The organism is Clostridium sp. AWRP (genome assembly GCF_004006395.2).
In the GTDB taxonomy this organism is placed as follows: domain Bacteria; phylum Bacillota; class Clostridia; order Clostridiales; family Clostridiaceae; genus Clostridium_B.
The window spans coordinates 2,456,752-2,473,718 of sequence record NZ_CP029758.2 but is presented as its reverse complement, the minus strand read 5'-3'; the positions used below and the strand labels follow the sequence as shown (position 1 = coordinate 2,473,718).

15 protein-coding genes and 1 riboswitch are annotated in these 16,967 nt (G+C 31.4%); of the genes, 13 read left to right on the top strand and 2 right to left on the bottom strand.

The features are described from left to right. Window positions 1-11: 11 nt before the first annotated feature. On the top strand, window positions 12-1,679 hold the full coding sequence (locus tag DMR38_RS11410) for a methyl-accepting chemotaxis protein (protein ID WP_127721442.1): 1,668 nt from the start codon (window positions 12-14) through the stop codon (window positions 1,677-1,679). 76 nt (window positions 1,680-1,755) lie between these two features. Beyond that, window positions 1,756-2,775, top strand: a complete 1,020-nt coding sequence (locus DMR38_RS11405) for a chemotaxis response regulator protein-glutamate methylesterase (RefSeq protein WP_127721441.1) — start codon at window positions 1,756-1,758, stop codon at window positions 2,773-2,775. Here DMR38_RS11405 and DMR38_RS11400 read toward each other — a convergent pair. Further along, complete coding sequence (locus DMR38_RS11400; RefSeq protein WP_127721440.1) at window positions 2,772-3,554, bottom strand: SDR family NAD(P)-dependent oxidoreductase; 783 nt, start codon at window positions 3,552-3,554, stop codon at window positions 2,772-2,774. The genes DMR38_RS11405 and DMR38_RS11400 overlap by 4 nt on opposite strands. A 600-nt stretch (window positions 3,555-4,154) precedes the next feature. Between DMR38_RS11400 and DMR38_RS11395 the strand changes: the two genes are divergently transcribed. The 8 genes from DMR38_RS11395 (at window position 4,155) to ribE (ending at window position 12,626) form a co-directional block, all read left to right on the top strand. After that, window positions 4,155-4,517, top strand: coding sequence for a response regulator (locus tag DMR38_RS11395; RefSeq protein ID WP_127721439.1), 363 nt, complete (start codon window positions 4,155-4,157; stop codon window positions 4,515-4,517). A 25-nt stretch (window positions 4,518-4,542) separates the two neighbouring features. Next, window positions 4,543-6,531 carry a chemotaxis protein CheA gene (locus tag DMR38_RS11390; protein ID WP_127721438.1) on the top strand — a complete coding sequence of 663 codons (1,989 nt, stop codon included), beginning with the start codon at window positions 4,543-4,545 and terminating at the stop codon, window positions 6,529-6,531. A 28-nt stretch (window positions 6,532-6,559) separates the two neighbouring features. Then, complete coding sequence (locus DMR38_RS11385; protein ID WP_127721437.1) at window positions 6,560-7,051, top strand: chemotaxis protein CheW; 492 nt, start codon at window positions 6,560-6,562, stop codon at window positions 7,049-7,051. Window positions 7,052-7,071: 20 nt separating this feature from the next. Continuing rightward, the gene (locus DMR38_RS11380) at window positions 7,072-8,733 is read left to right on the top strand and encodes a methyl-accepting chemotaxis protein (RefSeq protein WP_127721436.1); all 1,662 of its coding nucleotides are present in this window, start codon (window positions 7,072-7,074) and stop codon (window positions 8,731-8,733) included. A 72-nt stretch (window positions 8,734-8,805) separates the two neighbouring features. Next, a riboswitch (FMN riboswitch) is annotated at window positions 8,806-8,921 on the top strand. A gap of 172 nt (window positions 8,922-9,093) precedes the next feature. Then, window positions 9,094-10,212, top strand: coding sequence for a bifunctional diaminohydroxyphosphoribosylaminopyrimidine deaminase/5-amino-6-(5-phosphoribosylamino)uracil reductase RibD (ribD, locus tag DMR38_RS11375; protein WP_127721435.1), 1,119 nt, complete (start codon window positions 9,094-9,096; stop codon window positions 10,210-10,212). Window positions 10,213-10,227: 15 nt separating this feature from the next. Next, window positions 10,228-10,884 carry a riboflavin synthase gene (locus DMR38_RS11370; RefSeq protein WP_127721434.1) on the top strand — a complete coding sequence of 219 codons (657 nt, stop codon included), beginning with the start codon at window positions 10,228-10,230 and terminating at the stop codon, window positions 10,882-10,884. A gap of 51 nt (window positions 10,885-10,935) precedes the next feature. Next, the gene (locus tag DMR38_RS11365) at window positions 10,936-12,141 is read left to right on the top strand and encodes a bifunctional 3,4-dihydroxy-2-butanone-4-phosphate synthase/GTP cyclohydrolase II (RefSeq protein ID WP_127721433.1); all 1,206 of its coding nucleotides are present in this window, start codon (window positions 10,936-10,938) and stop codon (window positions 12,139-12,141) included. Between the two features lie 23 nt (window positions 12,142-12,164). Beyond that, window positions 12,165-12,626 carry a 6,7-dimethyl-8-ribityllumazine synthase gene (gene ribE / locus DMR38_RS11360; RefSeq protein ID WP_127721432.1) on the top strand — a complete coding sequence of 154 codons (462 nt, stop codon included), beginning with the start codon at window positions 12,165-12,167 and terminating at the stop codon, window positions 12,624-12,626. Window positions 12,627-12,731: 105 nt separating this feature from the next. On the opposite strand, the gene spoVB is transcribed toward ribE, so the two are convergent. Next, window positions 12,732-14,069, bottom strand: coding sequence for a stage V sporulation protein B (gene spoVB / locus DMR38_RS11355; protein ID WP_127721431.1), 1,338 nt, complete (start codon window positions 14,067-14,069; stop codon window positions 12,732-12,734). A 161-nt stretch (window positions 14,070-14,230) separates the two neighbouring features. Here spoVB and DMR38_RS11350 point away from each other — a divergent pair, with 161 nt between their 5' ends. From DMR38_RS11350 to DMR38_RS11340, 3 genes are all read left to right on the top strand, one after another. Continuing rightward, window positions 14,231-14,794, top strand: coding sequence for a ferritin family protein (locus DMR38_RS11350; protein ID WP_127721430.1), 564 nt, complete (start codon window positions 14,231-14,233; stop codon window positions 14,792-14,794). A 120-nt stretch (window positions 14,795-14,914) separates the two neighbouring features. Next, window positions 14,915-16,222, top strand: coding sequence for a hypothetical protein (locus tag DMR38_RS11345; protein WP_127721429.1), 1,308 nt, complete (start codon window positions 14,915-14,917; stop codon window positions 16,220-16,222). A gap of 40 nt (window positions 16,223-16,262) precedes the next feature. Next, window positions 16,263-16,967, top strand: a complete 705-nt coding sequence (locus DMR38_RS11340; RefSeq protein WP_127721428.1) for a zinc dependent phospholipase C family protein — start codon at window positions 16,263-16,265, stop codon at window positions 16,965-16,967.

Genomic DNA, 16,967 nt, shown 5'->3' with positions numbered 1-16,967 from the left:
AGTGGATGGATTTGAAATTATTTAATAATTTAAAAATAAGTATAAGATTATTTATAGGTTTTACTTTAATTACAGCTATTGCATGTATAATTGGAATATTTGGATTAACAAGTATAAATAAGATAGATAATTTGGACTCTCAATTGTATGAAAATAGGGCAGTTCCCCTAGGAAAGTTGACTGAAATTACTTTATCTTCCGGGGATATAAGATCAAATTTAAAGGATGTAATCTTAGAAGATAACCAATCGGATATAAATCAATCTATAAATAAGGTAAATTCTTTTAGCTCCAATTTTGACAGACAATTAGATGAATTTTCAAAGTCAGTTTTAACTGATGCCGGAAAAGAGGCAGTTGAAAAGCTTAAATCCTCTAAAGCAAAATATATGGAAACAGCTAATGAAATTATGGAAATCTCCAAAAACGGAAATAACAAAAGTGAAATAAATTTACTTAATAGTAAGCTTAATACGGCACAGAATGATGTGGCAAATAGCTTAAAAGTTCTTATAAATTTAGAAGAAAATAGTGCCAAAAGTTTTTCAGAGAGCAATGATAAAACAGCAAGTGCAAGTGGAAAACTAATCATAATTTTTATAATTATAGGAATGGCTGCTGCTGCATTACTAGGAACAATTATTTCATTATCTATAATAAGGCCTATTAAAGAACTCATGGCATCTGCAAATAAAATTGCAAGCGGGGATTTAAATGTACATATAGATACTAGTGGAAAAGATGAAGTGGGAATACTTTCAAAGTCATTTAAAAAGATGTCAGATAGTTTGAATGAAGTTATAACTAATATTGAAGCTGCGGCAAATCAGGTAGCTGCCGGTGCAAAACAGGTATCAGATTCGGGAATAGCTCTTTCAGAAGGTTCTACGGAACAAGCAAGTTCTGTGGAGGAACTGACCGCTTCTGTGGAAGAGATTTCTTCACAAATAAAACTCAATGCAGATAATGCAGGCAAGGCAAATAAGTTGACTGAACACGTGAAAGTTAATGCAGTTAAGGGAAATTCACATATGGAGGAAATGCTTAAAAGTATGGATGATATAAATGCAGCTTCAGGTAATATATCCAAGGTTATAAAGGCTATAGATGATATTGCTTTTCAGACAAATATTCTGGCTCTAAACGCTGCTGTTGAGGCCGCAAGGGCAGGTAGGTACGGAAAAGGCTTTGCAGTAGTTGCTGAGGAAGTAAGAAATTTAGCCGCAAAATCACGGGATGCTGCAAAAGAAACTACTGCACTAATAGAAGATTCAATTAAGAAGGTGGATACAGGTACTAAGATTGCAAATGAAACTGCTGAAGCTCTTGGTGAAATTGTAGAAGGAGTTACAAAAGTAGCAGATTTTGTGGAAAGCATAGCAGTAGCTTCTAATGAACAGGCCACTGGTGCAGAGCAGATTAACAGCGGAATAATGGAGGTATCCCAGGTGATTCAAGAAAATTCTGCTACAGCTGAAGAAAGTGCATCAGCAAGTGAAGAACTTTCAAGTCAGGCAGATATTATGCTGGAACAAGTTGAGAAATTTAAAATAAGAAGAGTAAATTCTAGTTATGATAAAATGGAAAATATAAATCCAGAAGTGATTAATATGCTAAAAAATATGAAGTCAAAAAAGAAATATCACGGAAAAATTGATTTAGGTGATGAAGAATGTTAAATAATTCCAATAGGCAGTTATCTAGGTGTCTATTAAGTATTTTTAAATTATTATATTTACAGAAAGGAAAAGACAAATGGAGGCAAAAAAAATAAGGGTTCTAATTGTGGATGACAGTCTAGTGTTTAGAGAAGTTATATCCATGGGTATTTCTTCTGAACCATATATAGAAGTAGTAGCTAGAGCGGTTGATCCTTTTGATGCCAGGGATAAGATACTTGCATTTAATCCTGATGTGATGATATGTGATGTGCAGATGCCAAAGATGAATGGTATTGAGTTTATAAAAAGATTGCTTCCACAGTATCCACTTCCTATAATAGTTGTAAGTTCTATAAATGAATCATTAGTAGATGCAATGGAAGCAGGTGCTGTAGATTTTGTTTCAAAGCCAGATGTACAATCTACAAATAGTGTAAAAGATTTTATAGACACTTTGATAGAAAAGATTAATACGTGCTATGGTGTAAATGTGGTATCTGGCGTAAAAAAGAAAGCCGTTCCATTTAATATAAGTCAGCACATTAATACAAATAAGATAATTGCAATAGGAGCATCTACAGGAGGTACTGAAGCTGTATACAATATACTTAAAACATTTCCAGAAAATATGCCTGGTATTTTAATTGTACAGCACATACCACCTGTCTTTTCAAGAATGTTTGCAGAAAGACTTAATAATCAAACGAAATTACGAGTAAGAGAGGCACAAGGGGGGGAGTATGTTGAGACTGGAAAAGTATTAATTGCCCCTGGTGATAAACATATGACCATTAAAAGGATTGGAAATAAGTATAAGGTTCAACTATTTCGTGGCGAAAAAGTCAATGGACATTGCCCTTCTGTTGATGTACTTTTTGAATCAGTAGCAAAGGAAGCTTCTAAAAATGCAATCGGTATTATACTCACGGGTATGGGCTATGATGGTGCTAAGGGACTTCGCTATATGAGGAGAAAAGGAGCTCAAACTATTGGACAAGATGAGAAATCATCTGTAGTATATGGCATGCCAAAAGTTGCCTACGAAATAGGAGCTGTAGAAAAACAAGTATCTCTTGGTAATATACCTGAGGTGCTGTTTGGCATGCTGCGCTAATTATGAGTTCTATGTTTTTTTGCCCATATTTTAAATACTAATGCGTTTATAATATCATATATACCATAAATGAATGGGAAGATACGATTTATAGTGTAATAACTAAGGGCGTATAAAGGTGAAGGGTAAACGGAATGAAAGTTAAATTTTATGCCTATGAGCATACAGAAGGCTACCCATTTAGGTGGATGAATCGGGAATGGAATGGGTGCCTTTTCACCTGCATTTTTAAAAAAATTTGATGCAGTTGCCACTGGATAAACAAGTGTAAGCTTCCCTCTGTCATTTTTTTCAAAACGGTATGTGTGAGCAAAATGATCTATAGCTGCTTTTGTTGAACAATAAAGGGCATAACCGGGAAGGGGTACGTGGCTTACTGCGGAACAGGTTATTACTACAGTATAACGCCTTCCTTTATTTAGCTCTTTCATTTTTTCAAAGGAGTATATTGGTGAAATTGCGTTTGTTTTAAAAATATTTTCTATATGATCCCAATCAGCTTTGTTTAGTTCTTCACAATAGGCAAAACCTGCATTTGCAATGAATAGATCTATTCCTCCCATCTTTTTTAGAGCAAAGTCAAATAATTTATCTATATTTTCTTTCTGAGATACATCACATTTATAGGGAGTTATTTTATTATTTATATCAGGTATATTTTTTACGTTTCGTCCCACTGCAATAATTGTGGTATCATATTTTGCTAGCATTTTTAAGAGTTCTCCTCCAATCCCAGAAGAAGCACCTGTAATTATAATTCGTTTTCCATTTAAGTTCATAGTATCCTCCTTTAACTAATTTAACTTTTGCACATATAAAGTTTGGACTTAATATAAAAACTTTGCGAAACAATTTGATTAGTTGAGAATTGAGAGTGGAAAGTGGAGAGTTAATGTGGATTTTTTCCGTTACACTACAAAAAATCTTTAATTAAATTTTTGAAGGCTCGTTTCGCTAAAGCGAGACATTGATGTTTCATATAAGTTTAAAGATTTTTTGTGATAGCTAAAAATCAACCTTCATTCTCAACTCTCAATTTTCAACTTTTAACTAAAAAAGTTAAGTTACTAATATTATACTATTTTGAAAAGGTATTAGGACAAAAAATATAAGAGCTAAGAATACAATAAAAGACATAAAATCAATACAAATTTTAATATAATTATATTTTTTATAATAAAATAACAAAAAATAAAAGGAATATGTATATAGATGTAGATGTTATAAACGAATATAAGTAATACAAATAATATTTTTAGTGCCAGTAAATTTAAGTTAATAATTACCATATTGATACTTTTTATCAATAGTTTACCTTATAAAGCTTTTTATAAAATTTAAAAAAACAATCAATGTGTTAATATAAGGGGGAAAAATTTATGTCAAAAGTACTTATTGTTGATGATGCATCTTTTATGAGAATATCTCTAAAGACTATGCTTGCTAGAAATGGATTTGAGGTTGTTGGAGAAGCTGAAAATGGAGCTTCAGCAATTTTTAAATATAAGCAATATAATCCTGATATTGTAACAATGGATATTACAATGCCTGATATGGATGGAATTGAGGCGCTTAAAAAAATCAGGGAACATGATGATAAGGCTAAGGTTGTTATAATAACTTCAATGGGACAAGAAGCTATGGTTAAAAGGGCAATAGTTAGTGGTGCCAGGTCATTTATTGTTAAACCCTTTAAAGAAGATCAATTGGTTAAAGCACTTAATAAAGTATTAGCAATCTAGATATTAAAACTGGGGGTGGTAAATTGTGTCAGATAAAAGCTCAGATGATGTCATACTTGAATCCTATATATTTGAAACATCCCAGCTTATTGATCAACTTGAAACATTAATATTGGAAAATGAAAGTGGAAATTGCTATTCGGAAGAAACTATCAATGAGATATTTCGCATTATGCATACAATTAAAGGATCTTCTGCTATGATGTCCTATGAATATATTTCAAAGTTGGCTCACTCTATAGAAGATTTGTTTTATTTTCTTAGAGAAGAGAGACCTAAAGATGTAGATTACGAAAGTTTATCGGATTTGATTTTAAAATGTGTGGATTTTATGAAGGTGGAACTTGAAAAAATAAAAAAAGGGAATAAAGTGGACGGAAACTGTGATTCTATAATAGAGTACAATAAAAATTTTCTTATGGAGTTACAAGATAAAAGCCCTAAAGATAATATTAGTAGAGAAAATATAAACGAAGAAGTTAAATTGACTAATAGATATAAAGCACTTATATTTTTTGAAGATGACTGTGAAATGGAAAACTTAAGAGCGTATACTGTAGTAGAAACTTTGAAAGAATTTGCGGAGAAGGTTAATTATATACCTAAGGATATAATGGAAAATGATGATACCTGTAAAATAATACATGAGAGCGGTTTTAAAGTATTCATAAAATCCAGTAAGTCTTATGATGAGCTTTCTGAAATTTTAAATCAGACAGTTTTTTTGAAAACCTTTAAACTTGAAAAACTGGAAAATGATGAACAGTTTCAGCAATCTACTAAATCTAATCAGAGAACAAACCTGTGTGTTGAAAATACGAAGGATAAATCAATAATTACACAAGATTTTATAAATGTAAAAGTGGACAAGCTAGATAAGTTGATGTATTTAGTAGAGGAAATGGTTATTGCTGAAGCTATGGTTACTCAAAATCCTGATTTGAGAGGAATGAAACTGAGTAATTTTGAAAAATCATCAAGGCAGCTTCATAAAATTACAAGTGAACTTCAGGATGTGATAATGTCTGTAAGGATGGTGCCTATATCTATAGTATTTCACAAAATGAATCGTATAGTGCATGATATGAGTAAAAAGTTAAAAAAGCAAGTTCACTTAAAATTAATTGGAGAGGATACTGAAGTAGATAAAAATATAATTGAACATATATCAGATCCACTTATGCATTTGGTGCGTAATTCTATTGATCACGGAATAGAATCAGGAGAAGATAGAAAATGTCTTGGAAAAAGTAAAACGGGAACGGTTACCTTAGAAGCAAAGAATGAAGGAAATGACATTGTTATAATTGTAAAAGACGATGGTAGGGGATTAGACAAGAAAAGTATATTAGAAAAAGCTGTTTCAAATGGAATACTTAAGAAAAATCCAAAGGAATTGAGTGACAAAGAAATCTATAGTTTAATCTTTATCCCTGGTTTTTCCACCAATGGAAATGTTACAGAATTTAGCGGAAGAGGGGTTGGTATGGATGTAGTAGTTAAAAATATTCAAGATATATGTGGATCAGTTTCAATAGATAGTTTGGAGAATTATGGGTCTACTACAACTATGAAAATACCTCGAACCCTTGCAATTATAGATGGTATGAATATAAAGGTAGGAAATTCCTATTATACCATTCCTATTACATCTATAAAAGAACTTTTTAGTATAGAAAAAAGCAATATGATTTCTAATATGGACAGCGGTGAAATGATAATGGTGAGGGGAAAGTGTTATCCTCTTATCCGTATACACAAATTATACAATATAAAAACTAATGTTAAAAATTTAGAAGATGGAATAATTGTCATGGTAGAAAAAGACAATAATGGATTATGTATATTTGCAGATGAATTAGCTGGACAGCAGCAGGTTGTAGTAAAGTGTTTACCTAATTATATAAAAAAAATAAAAAATATAGATGGACTTTCAGGGTGTACTCTTCTTGGAGATGGAAGTATTAGTTTAATACTTGATATAGGTGAACTTGTAAATATGCTTGTCAAATAGATGCTTACAGTGAAAGGATGATGTAAATATGTCGGAAGTTGTAATAGATGATAGCTTAATTGAAGAAGAAGATACGCAAAAGAATAAGTATCTTACTTTTACTCTTGAGAATGAATTTTATGGTATAGAAATTAAATATGTTATTGAAATAATAGGAATCCAGCCCATAAGCGAAATACCTGAACTTCCTGAATATATAAAAGGAATTATAAACCTAAGGGGTAAAATAATACCTGTAATGGATATTAGGTTAAGATTTAGAAAGAAACCAATGGAGTATAATGACAGAACATGTATTATTGTAATTCAGATTGAGGGGATTTATGTAGGACTTATTGTAGATGGTGTCTCCGAGGTAATAGATATACCTGATTGTGAAATTGTAGACCCTCCTGAAATCAGCAAAATCAAAAATAAGTTTATAAAGGGTATAGGGAAAATTCAAAATAATGTAAAACTACTTTTGGATTGTAACAAACTGTTAAACCACGAGGACGCAGACAGTTTAAGTAATATTTAATATCAGAGGAGTGGATGGATGTGAAATTATTTAATAATTTAAAAATAGGGATAAGGCTATTTGTAGGATTTTTTTTAATTGTACTTATAATGTGTATAATTGGAATATTTGGATTAACAAGTATGAATAAAATCAATAATTTAGACACTCAATTATATAAAAATATGACAGTTCCGCTAGGGCAGTTGACTGAACTTACTTTAACTTCCGGGGATATAAGATCAAATTTAAAGGATGTAATCTTAGAAGATAACCAATCGGATATAAATCAATCTATAAATAAGGTAAATTCTTTTAGCTCCAATTTTGACAGACAATTAGATGAATTTTCAAAGACACTTTTAACTGATGCTGGAAAAGAAGAAGTTGAAAAGCTTAAATCCTCTAAAGCAAAGTATATGGAAACAGCTAATGAAATTATGAAGATGTCAAAAGATGGGAACCGCAAAAGCGAAATAAATTCACTTAATAGTAAGCTTGCTGTGGCACAGAATGATGTGGCAAATAGTTTAAAGACGATTATAAATTTAAAGGAAAGTATTGCAGAAAGTTCTTCAGAGAACAATGATAAAACAGCCAGTGCAAGTCAAAAAATAATTATAATTTTTATAATTATAGGAGTGCTTGCTGCTGTAGTACTGGGAACAATTATTTCACTATCCATAATAAGACCAATTAGGGAGCTTATGATTTCTACAGATAAAGTTGCAGATGGAGATTTAAATGTAAATATAAATACTAGTAGAAAAGATGAAATAGGAATACTTGCCAGGTCATTTAAAAAGATGAATGATAATTTAAATGAAGTTGTAACAAATATTCAAGCTGCGGCAAACCAGGTGGCTTCCAGTGCAAAACAAGTATCAGATTCGGGTATAGCCCTTTCTCAAGGCTCTACGGAACAAGCAAGTTCTGTAGAAGAATTGACGGCTTCTGTAGAAGAAATTTCTTCACAAATAAGACTTAATGCGGATAATGCAGGTAAGGCAAATGAATTGACTGAACAGGTGAAAGTTAATGCAGTTAAGGGAAATTCACATATGGAGGAAATGCTTAAAAGTATGGATGATATAAATGCAGCTTCAGGTAATATATCCAAGGTTATAAAGGCTATAGATGATATTGCTTTTCAGACAAATATTCTGGCTCTAAATGCTGCTGTTGAAGCTGCGAGGGCAGGTAGGTACGGAAAAGGGTTTGCAGTAGTTGCTGAGGAAGTAAGAAATTTAGCCGCAAAATCACGGGATGCTGCAAAAGAAACTACTGCACTAATAGAAGATTCCATTAAGAAGGTGGATACAGGTACTAAGATTGCAAATGAAACTGCTGAAGCTCTTGGTGAAATTGTAGAAGGAGTTACAAAAGTAGCAGATTTTGTGGAAAGTATAGCAGAAGCTTCTAGTGAACAGGCCACTGGTGCAGAGCAGATTAACAGCGGAATAATGGAGGTATCCCAGGTAATTCAAGAAAATTCTGCTACGTCTGAAGAAAGTGCAGCAGCAAGTGAAGAACTTTCAAGTCAGGCAGATATTATGCTGGAACAAGTTAAAAAATTTGAGATAAGAAGAGTAAATTCTAGTTATGATAAAGGGGAAAATATAAATCCAGAAATACTTAATATGTTAAAAGATATGGAGACAAAAAAGAAATATCGTGGAATTGACTTAGGAGAGCAAGAATAAAAAATTGCAAAATTACCATTGACAATAGAAAAAAATAGGTATATATTGAAAGCATGATAAAACTTAATAAAGTTAAACTTTCGGGGCAGGGTGAAATTCCCGATCGGCGGTATAGTCCGCGAGCTTTTATAGCATGAACTGGTTTGATTCCAGTACCGACAGTAAAGTCTGGATAAAAGAAAGTAAAGATATAGTTTAAGCTATGTTTTTATGTGTTTTGTAATTTTATTCCCTGAAGGTTGTTTCAGGGAATTTTTATATGCAAAATTTCAAGAAAAGTAGGAGTTTTATAAGCATACAATGTTATATTTATACAAAAAAGTAAATAAATATATAATTAAAATTATGGAAGTGAATCTTATGGAAAAAGAAAATACAGATGAAAAGTATATGAAAGAAGCTTTAAAACTAGCTTTATTGGGAAGAGGATTTGTGAATCCAAATCCCCTTGTGGGAGCTGTGATAGTCAAAAATGGAAAGATAATAGGAAAAGGTTATCATAGTTTTTTTGGAGGGCCTCATGCGGAAATATATGCACTTAGAGAAGCAGGAGATAATTCAAAAGGTGCAGATTTGTATGTAACGTTAGAACCTTGTTCACATTATGGAAAAACTCCGCCTTGTGCAAAAGCTATAGTAGAAGCTGGAATAAAAAGGGTAGTAATAGGAAGTGTAGATCCAAATCCTCTTGTATCAGGAAGAGGCGTAAAAATTTTAAAAGATAAAAATATAGAAGTAGTTACCGGGGTTATGGAAAGAGAAGCTGTAAAAATAAATGAGATATTTATGAATTATATAAAGTCAAAGGTACCTTTTGTAATTTTAAAATCTGGAGTTACCTTAGATGGGAAAATAGCTACAGTTAGTGGTGAGTCTAAATGGATAACAGGTGAAGAATCAAGGTTAAAAGTTCATAAGATGCGAAATAGAGTTATGGCAATTATGGTTGGGGTAGGTACTGTGATTTTAGATGATCCTCTTTTAACTACAAGGCTTGAAGAAAAGTGCAAAAGTCCTAAAGCTGTAATTGTAGACTCAAAGCTGAGAGTGCCTGTTGAATCTCAAATTTTTAAAACTTCTCGTGAAAGGGAAATAATAATAGCATGTACAGAAAAGTTTGATAAGGACAAGGCAGAGTCTTTAAAATCTATGGGAGTAAATATAGTTGCCTGTCCAGAAAATAGAGAAGGAAGGGTGGATTTAAAATATTTAACTAAAAAACTTGGAGAAATGGGTATAGATAGTGTACTTGTTGAGGGAGGCGCAGAACTCAATTTTTCTGCAATTAAGTCTGGAATTGTAAATAAAGTTATTTATTTTATTGCACCTAAAATACTTGGAGGTAAGAATGCTAAAACTTCAGTTGAAGGATATGGAATTGAAAACCTCTCAGACAGTATAAAATTAAAAGATATATGTGCAGAAAATGTGGGAGAGGATATTATGATACAAGCCTATGTAATAAATGCTGAAAATTAGAAAGAAGGGATAAACTTGTTTACTGGTTTGGTAGAAGAAATAGGAGAAATATTAAAAGTATCAAAGGGAAGAAATTCTTCAAAAGTCTCCATAAAAGCAGGAAATTTACTAGATGGAGTTAAACTGGGAGACAGCATTGCTGTAAATGGAACTTGTGTTACTGTAGTTGATTTAAAAAAGGATTCTTTTACTGTAGATATTATGGCTGAAACTTTGAGAATAAGCAGTTTAAAAGATTTAAAAATAGGAAGCAAAGTTAACCTGGAAAGGGCTCTAAGGCTTGGAGACAGATTAGGTGGACATATAGTAAGTGGACATATAGATGGTACTGGAAAAATTGTAGATGTGAGAGAAGAGGACATCTCAACCTGGATAGACATAGAGGCGTCTTCTGATTTATTTAGATATATAGTACGAAAAGGTTCTGTGACTATAGATGGTGTGAGCCTTACTGTAGCAGAATTAAATAAAAATTGTTTCAGTGTGTCTCTTATACCCCATACTAAGATGGAAACTATTTTAGATTATAAAAAAATAGGAGATTTAGTAAATATAGAGTGTGATTTAATAGGAAAATATGTAGAAAAAATGGTTTTGAATCCAAAAAAAGAGCCAGAAAAGAGCGGCAGTATAGATGCTTTAAAACTAAAGGAATATGGCTTTATGCAATAAGGCATTTTTTTCAGATGTCTAAACATTTATTTTTGAAGGGAGATAAAAATCATGAATTTTAAATTTGATACTATAGAAGATGCAATAAAAGATCTTAAACAAGGGAAAATGATCATAATTGTAGATGATGAAGGAAGAGAAAATGAAGGTGATTTAGTTATACCTGCAGAGAAGGCAACTGGGGAAAATATTAATTTTATGATCAAATATGCAAAAGGTCTTTTGTGTGCACCAATTGAAGAAGAAATAGCAATAAAACTTGGATTAAATCCTATGGTTCAGCATAATACAGACAATCATGAAACAGCATTTACTGTAACTGTTGACTATAAAGATACTACAACGGGAATATCAGCTTTTGAAAGAGCACGTACCATAAATATGATAGCTGCTTCAAATTATAAAGATGACTTCAGAAGACCAGGACACATATTTCCGCTTATAGCTAAGGGAAATGGAGTATTTGACAGAACTGGTCATACGGAAGCTTCAGTTGATCTAGCTAAGCTTGCAGGATTTAAAGGCGCAGCAGCAATATGTGAAATAATAAAAGATGATGGAACTATGGCAAGAAGAGATGATTTGATGGAGTTTGCTAAAGAACATAATTTAAAAATTGTTACTATAGTGGATTTAATAGCTTATAGAAAGAAGACAGAGAAGTTGGTTAAAAGAGTGGCTTCTGCTAATCTTCCAACTAGATTTGGAAAATTTAAAATTATAGGTTATAAAAATATATTAAATGGTGATGAGCATGTGTGTCTTGTAAAGGGAGATAATTTTGAAAAAGAACCTGTTCTTGTGAGAGTACATTCAGAGTGTCTTACGGGAGATGTTTTTCACTCACTTAGGTGCGATTGTGGACAGCAGCTTCAATCTGCACTTAAACAGATAGAAAAAGAAGGCAAAGGTGTACTTTTATATATGAATCAAGAAGGAAGAGGCATAGGAATTTTAAATAAGATAAAAGCTTATAAGCTTCAAGAAAATGGAATGGATACAGTAGAGGCAAATTTGGCATTGGGATTTCCAGCAGACATGCGTGATTATGGGATAGGAGCACAAATACTTAAAGATATAGGTATTAAAAAAATAAAACTTCTTACGAATAATCCAAAGAAAATTGAGGGACTTTCAGATTATGGATTGGAAATAGTAAAGAGAGTACCTATTGAAGTAGATTGTTCAGAGGAAAGTAAGAGATATATGAGAACTAAACAAGAAAAGATGGGACATTTATTAAAATTATGTAAATAAAAATAGAAAAGAGAGGATTATTTATGAAGACATATGAAGGAAAATTAGTTGCAGAAGGTTTAAAATTTGGAATTGTAATTGCAAGATTTAATGAATTTATAGGTACAAAATTGCTAGAGGGTGCTTTAGACTGTTTAAAAAGACATGGAGCATGCGAAGAAGACATTGAGGTAGCCTGGGTTCCAGGAGCCTTTGAAATACCGATGGTTTCAAAAAAAATGGCTTTCTCTAAAAAGTATGATGCAGTTATTTGTCTGGGAGCAGTAATAAGAGGACAGACACCTCATTTTGATTATGTATCAAATGAAGTATCAAAGGGAGTGGCAAGTGTTTCCCTTGAAAGTGGTATGCCAGTGATATTTAGTGTCCTCACCACAGATAATATAGAGCAAGCCGTAGAAAGAGCAGGAACTAAAGGTGGAAATAAAGGATATGATGGAGCTATGTCAGCTATAGAAATGGCAAATTTGATGAAACAGTTTTAAATCAATTCACAATGAACGATGCACAATTCACAATTAAGGATGATTTTCTGTTGCCACAGAAAATCTACTGAAATTGTGCATTGTGAACTGTGAATTGTGAATTGATTATAGAATATGACAGCAGCTTCTGCTGCTTTTTTTTATTTCTTTCATGTTTAAAATTAAAGTGGTGGATGAAGTTATCATTAAACTTATTCCAGTACTGTATATATTTATCCATGATATGCCTGCAAGTATGTATATTAATATGACTTCTAAAATGGCAGAAATCAAAGAGTTTTTTAATAGTATATTTTGTTTGCCAATGCCATTTAAAATACCAAAAGTAGAGAAGGAGATAAAGGTAACAGGAGCAGCTAATGAAGCAAATTTTATATAATTTCCCAGGTCATTTCTATTATAAAATAATTGTCCTAAGTAATCTCCAGTGAAAAGGCAAATTACCATGGTACAGATACCTAAAAACAAAGATACTTTTATAATTTGATGAATTCTTTTTTCTATAGACCAGTAATTTTTACGGCTCATTTTTTCTGATAAATCTGGAATAAGAACCATGGATATGGAATTTATAATTGTAATTGGAAAAAATATTATATTTAAAGCCATGCCGTCAAATTTGCCTATCATAGCTAGGGCTAAGTTGTACTCTATGCCAGATGCTACAAGCCTTCTTGGAGTTATAAGTGTAGAGACAGCACCAAGTGCAGTAGACAAAAATCCATTTAAACAAAGGGGAAAAGATAGTACCAGTATATTGAATAAAAGCTGAAGTTTTTCCTCGGGATCTGAAGAACTAGATCTAAATTTTCTCCTTCTAGTTTTATACAGTATGTAAAGTAATATAAAACTTATAAATTCTCCTATAGTTAAAGTTATGTAAGCTGCTGTTACAGTGCTGCTTACATCTTTTAAGGAAAATATAGTTATTATGCTAATTATTATGACAATGCGGAGGAATTTTTCCGATATATCTATAAGTGCAGGTATTTTAACTTCAGATATTCCATAAAAATATCCTTTTAATATGGAAGACAAAGCTATAAAAAACATAGCTGGACACATAACCTGCAGGGCATGTACCGATCTAGGGTCATCTACTATTTTAGTACCTATGTAAGGAGCATTTATAAAGACGGTACAGACTATAAGTAAGGCAAAGAGTGAATTAAAAGTTAGAGATGCATCTATGGAATTATTTAAATTATTAAAATCATCTTTGCTAAAATATACAGCAGCTATTTTAGAAATGGCCGCTACCATACCTCCCGATATAAGGCATATGAACAAATCATATATAGGCATTATTAGTCCATAGAGACCTATTCCTTCAGCACCAAGTTCTCTAGATAATATTATGGGAAATATAAATGCAAATATAGAAGTAATTAAATTTGAACAAATTAAAATAAGTGAATTTTTTAAAAACCTGTCTCTTTTCATAAAAACTCCTGTAATTAAAATTAGAATTAATATTAATAATTATGATAAGGATTTGAAGTATATTCTTTTTACTCATAAAAGTTTCTACTAGGCATTTTGTGATATACTAAATTTAAATTACAAAGTTGTAGGAAAATTCATGATAGAAAGGATTGTTTTTGATGAATAAATTAATTTGCAGCATCTGTGGTATGGTTATAGATGATAAAAATTATTTTTTCAATAAGGAGGCTTTTCTTAGAAAAAACTCTTCAGGAAACATAATGTTTTGCCCTTTTTGTGGAGCTCCTGTAAGATATTTAGTTGAAGATGAAAATAAAATCAAAACTTTAGGACATAATTTGGATGAATGGCATTTAAAAATAGTGAGTAATGCGTTTAAGCTAGAAGTATTTAATGGAGATTTTTATAAAGAAGCTTCGAAATTAGCTGAAGATTCAAAAATAAAAGATATGTTTAAAGCACTTTCTAAAATAGAGTATATGCATGCTTCAGTGCACAAGAAAATAGGAGGATTTACTTCTGAACCTAATCTCAAAAAATTAGATTACTCCAAATACGCAGGTAATGGTAAATTGCTTGAAATGGCATGTAAAAGGGAAAAACATGCAGTGGAATACTATGAAAAGTATGCTAACCGTATGGAAGATAATAAAATTAGAGATGTATTTAATGTACTAGCATATGTAGAAAAAATACATATACAGCTTACAGATAAAAAATAAGCTAAAAATTTATAAACCATATATTAAAATTAAAAGGACTCTGCATTTAGTTATTCATATGCAGGGTTCTTTTTTAATATATATATTCTAGGATCTATAATTTTGAGGAGAGTAGTGTATATGAAAAAAATTATAAAAATTTTATTTACAACTATAGTTGTATTTGTGTTAACTTTTGTAATTGTAAATTATTTTTCTAAAACTCATTATAAAGTTGAAGTTCAAATGAAGGACAATACTCTAAGTTATGATTTAAAGTATTCCAGATTAAAAAGTGCAGTTGACTTTACAAAAGATGAAAAACAAAATTATTACATAGCATATAGTAATAGAATACAGATTATAAAAGATAACGGGGAAAGTTATGACATATTGAAAAATTCAAATTTGAATATTCACAGCATGGATTATTATAAGGGCAAGCTATATTATTCTTCGGGAGATAGTATATATTGCTATAATATGAATGAAGGTAAAAATACAATTTTAATAAGAGGATTGCCTAATTATGGTGATTATAAGGACAGCTTAGTAAAAGTAAGCAATGGATGTTTATATATTTCCATAGGTTCTGCTACTAATTCAGGTGTAGTAGGAGATGATAATAAATGGGTAAACGGCAATCTTTACGCCCATGATATGAGCCCGGAGAATATAACTCTTGGGGGAATAAATTTTGGAAAGAGTAAGACAGGTGCTTTTCAAAGCTATAATACTAAAAGTATAAAAGGTCAAATAGTTCCAGCACATTTCCCAGGAAATGCTTGCATTATAATATATAATTTGGAAAGCGGGACAAGTGATACTTTTGCCTGGGGAATAAGGAATGTTACAGGAATGGATTTTACAGATAGTAGTAAATTAATATGTGCTGTAGGTGGAATGGAAAATAGAGGCAGCAGACCTGTTATTGGAGATACAGATTATATATATGAAGTAAAAAAGGGAAGATGGTATGGATGGCCAGATTATAGTGGGGGAGATCCAGTTACTTCGCCTAAATTTAAAAGTGTGAAAAACTCTTCACTGCAATTTATACTGGACAATCACCCTACAACAAATCCACAAGCTCCTATATATCAGCATAAAACAGTGAGTAGTATTGGAACTCTTGCGGTGGATTCAAAAGGTGACTTAAGCGATAGAAATTGTATATTTTTTTATGATAAAATTGATAATATAGTATATAGCTTTCGAGAAACAGGTTTACCGAAGGAAAAAGTTAAATTTAATGGAAGAACTAAAATTTCAAGTATAAAAATATATGATAAATCTTTATTATTACTTGACGGTAAAGAAGGTTATTTATATAGTATAAAAAGAGGTAAGGTTAAAAAAGTTTCAGAGATAAATAAAAAAATTTATCCATACATACTTATGACAACAGTACTTGGAATAATATTAATTTTAAAAGTTCAAGGACGTTGATTTAAGTGTATATTTAAATTAAAGAGGAGATTGTAGTTAGATGAAACAAGAAATTGAAAAAACCTATGGAAGTGCTGTAAGAAAAATATTTTTTGCAGTTAACCCACTTAAGAAAAAAATTATGAAAACTAATTGTACTGTTCACAAATTTATAATCATACGTGCTATTGAAATATTAAAAAATGATAATTATATGGAAGAGTATAATTTTTTTAGAAAACATGTTAAAAGGTTAAATGCAGGAGTTACATGGGCAGATCAGGACTTTAAAAGTTCAAATCATTTCTACCATGTGAGTAAAGGAAAAGGGTTATATGGATTTTCGAATGCACTTACAGAATGTGAGAAATATTATGATAAGTCAATACAATTTCTAAAGAATAAAGAAGTGGAAAGAGCTCTATTTTATTTTGGTGCATCCTGCCACCTTATTCAAGATGTAACAGTCCCTCATCATGTAAATAATAAACTTTTGAGCAGCCATAGAAGATTTGAGCTGTGGATAATAGGAAGGCTTATGACAGATTATTCTTTTGTAGCTGAAGAGGGTGCTATAGTATATAATGAAGTGGAAGATTTTGTAAAAAACAATGCAATAATGGCTAACAGTGTATATATGAAAAATATAGATATACAATCTAGAGATGAAAGATATTCTAAAGTAGCTGCAGCTATTATAAAAGAAGCTGAGAGAACTACAGCAGGCTTTATGATTAAATACTATGGTGAACTAAAAAAACTTTAA

Coding starts and splice junctions, on each gene's coding strand:
- DMR38_RS11365 (WP_127721433.1), top strand. CDS start 10,936: ATGAATTTTAAATTTGATACTATAGAAGATGCAATAAAAGATCTTAAA.
- ribE (WP_127721432.1), top strand. CDS start 12,165: ATGAAGACATATGAAGGAAAATTAGTTGCAGAAGGTTTAAAATTTGGA.
- DMR38_RS11395 (WP_127721439.1), top strand. CDS start 4,155: ATGTCAAAAGTACTTATTGTTGATGATGCATCTTTTATGAGAATATCT.
- DMR38_RS11350 (WP_127721430.1), top strand. CDS start 14,231: ATGAATAAATTAATTTGCAGCATCTGTGGTATGGTTATAGATGATAAA.
- DMR38_RS11385 (WP_127721437.1), top strand. CDS start 6,560: ATGTCGGAAGTTGTAATAGATGATAGCTTAATTGAAGAAGAAGATACG.
- DMR38_RS11405 (WP_127721441.1), top strand. CDS start 1,756: ATGGAGGCAAAAAAAATAAGGGTTCTAATTGTGGATGACAGTCTAGTG.
- ribD (WP_127721435.1), top strand. CDS start 9,094: ATGGAAAAAGAAAATACAGATGAAAAGTATATGAAAGAAGCTTTAAAA.
- DMR38_RS11340 (WP_127721428.1), top strand. CDS start 16,263: ATGAAACAAGAAATTGAAAAAACCTATGGAAGTGCTGTAAGAAAAATA.
- spoVB (WP_127721431.1), bottom strand. CDS start 14,069: ATGAAAAGAGACAGGTTTTTAAAAAATTCACTTATTTTAATTTGTTCA.
- DMR38_RS11345 (WP_127721429.1), top strand. CDS start 14,915: ATGAAAAAAATTATAAAAATTTTATTTACAACTATAGTTGTATTTGTG.
- DMR38_RS11400 (WP_127721440.1), bottom strand. CDS start 3,554: ATGAACTTAAATGGAAAACGAATTATAATTACAGGTGCTTCTTCTGGG.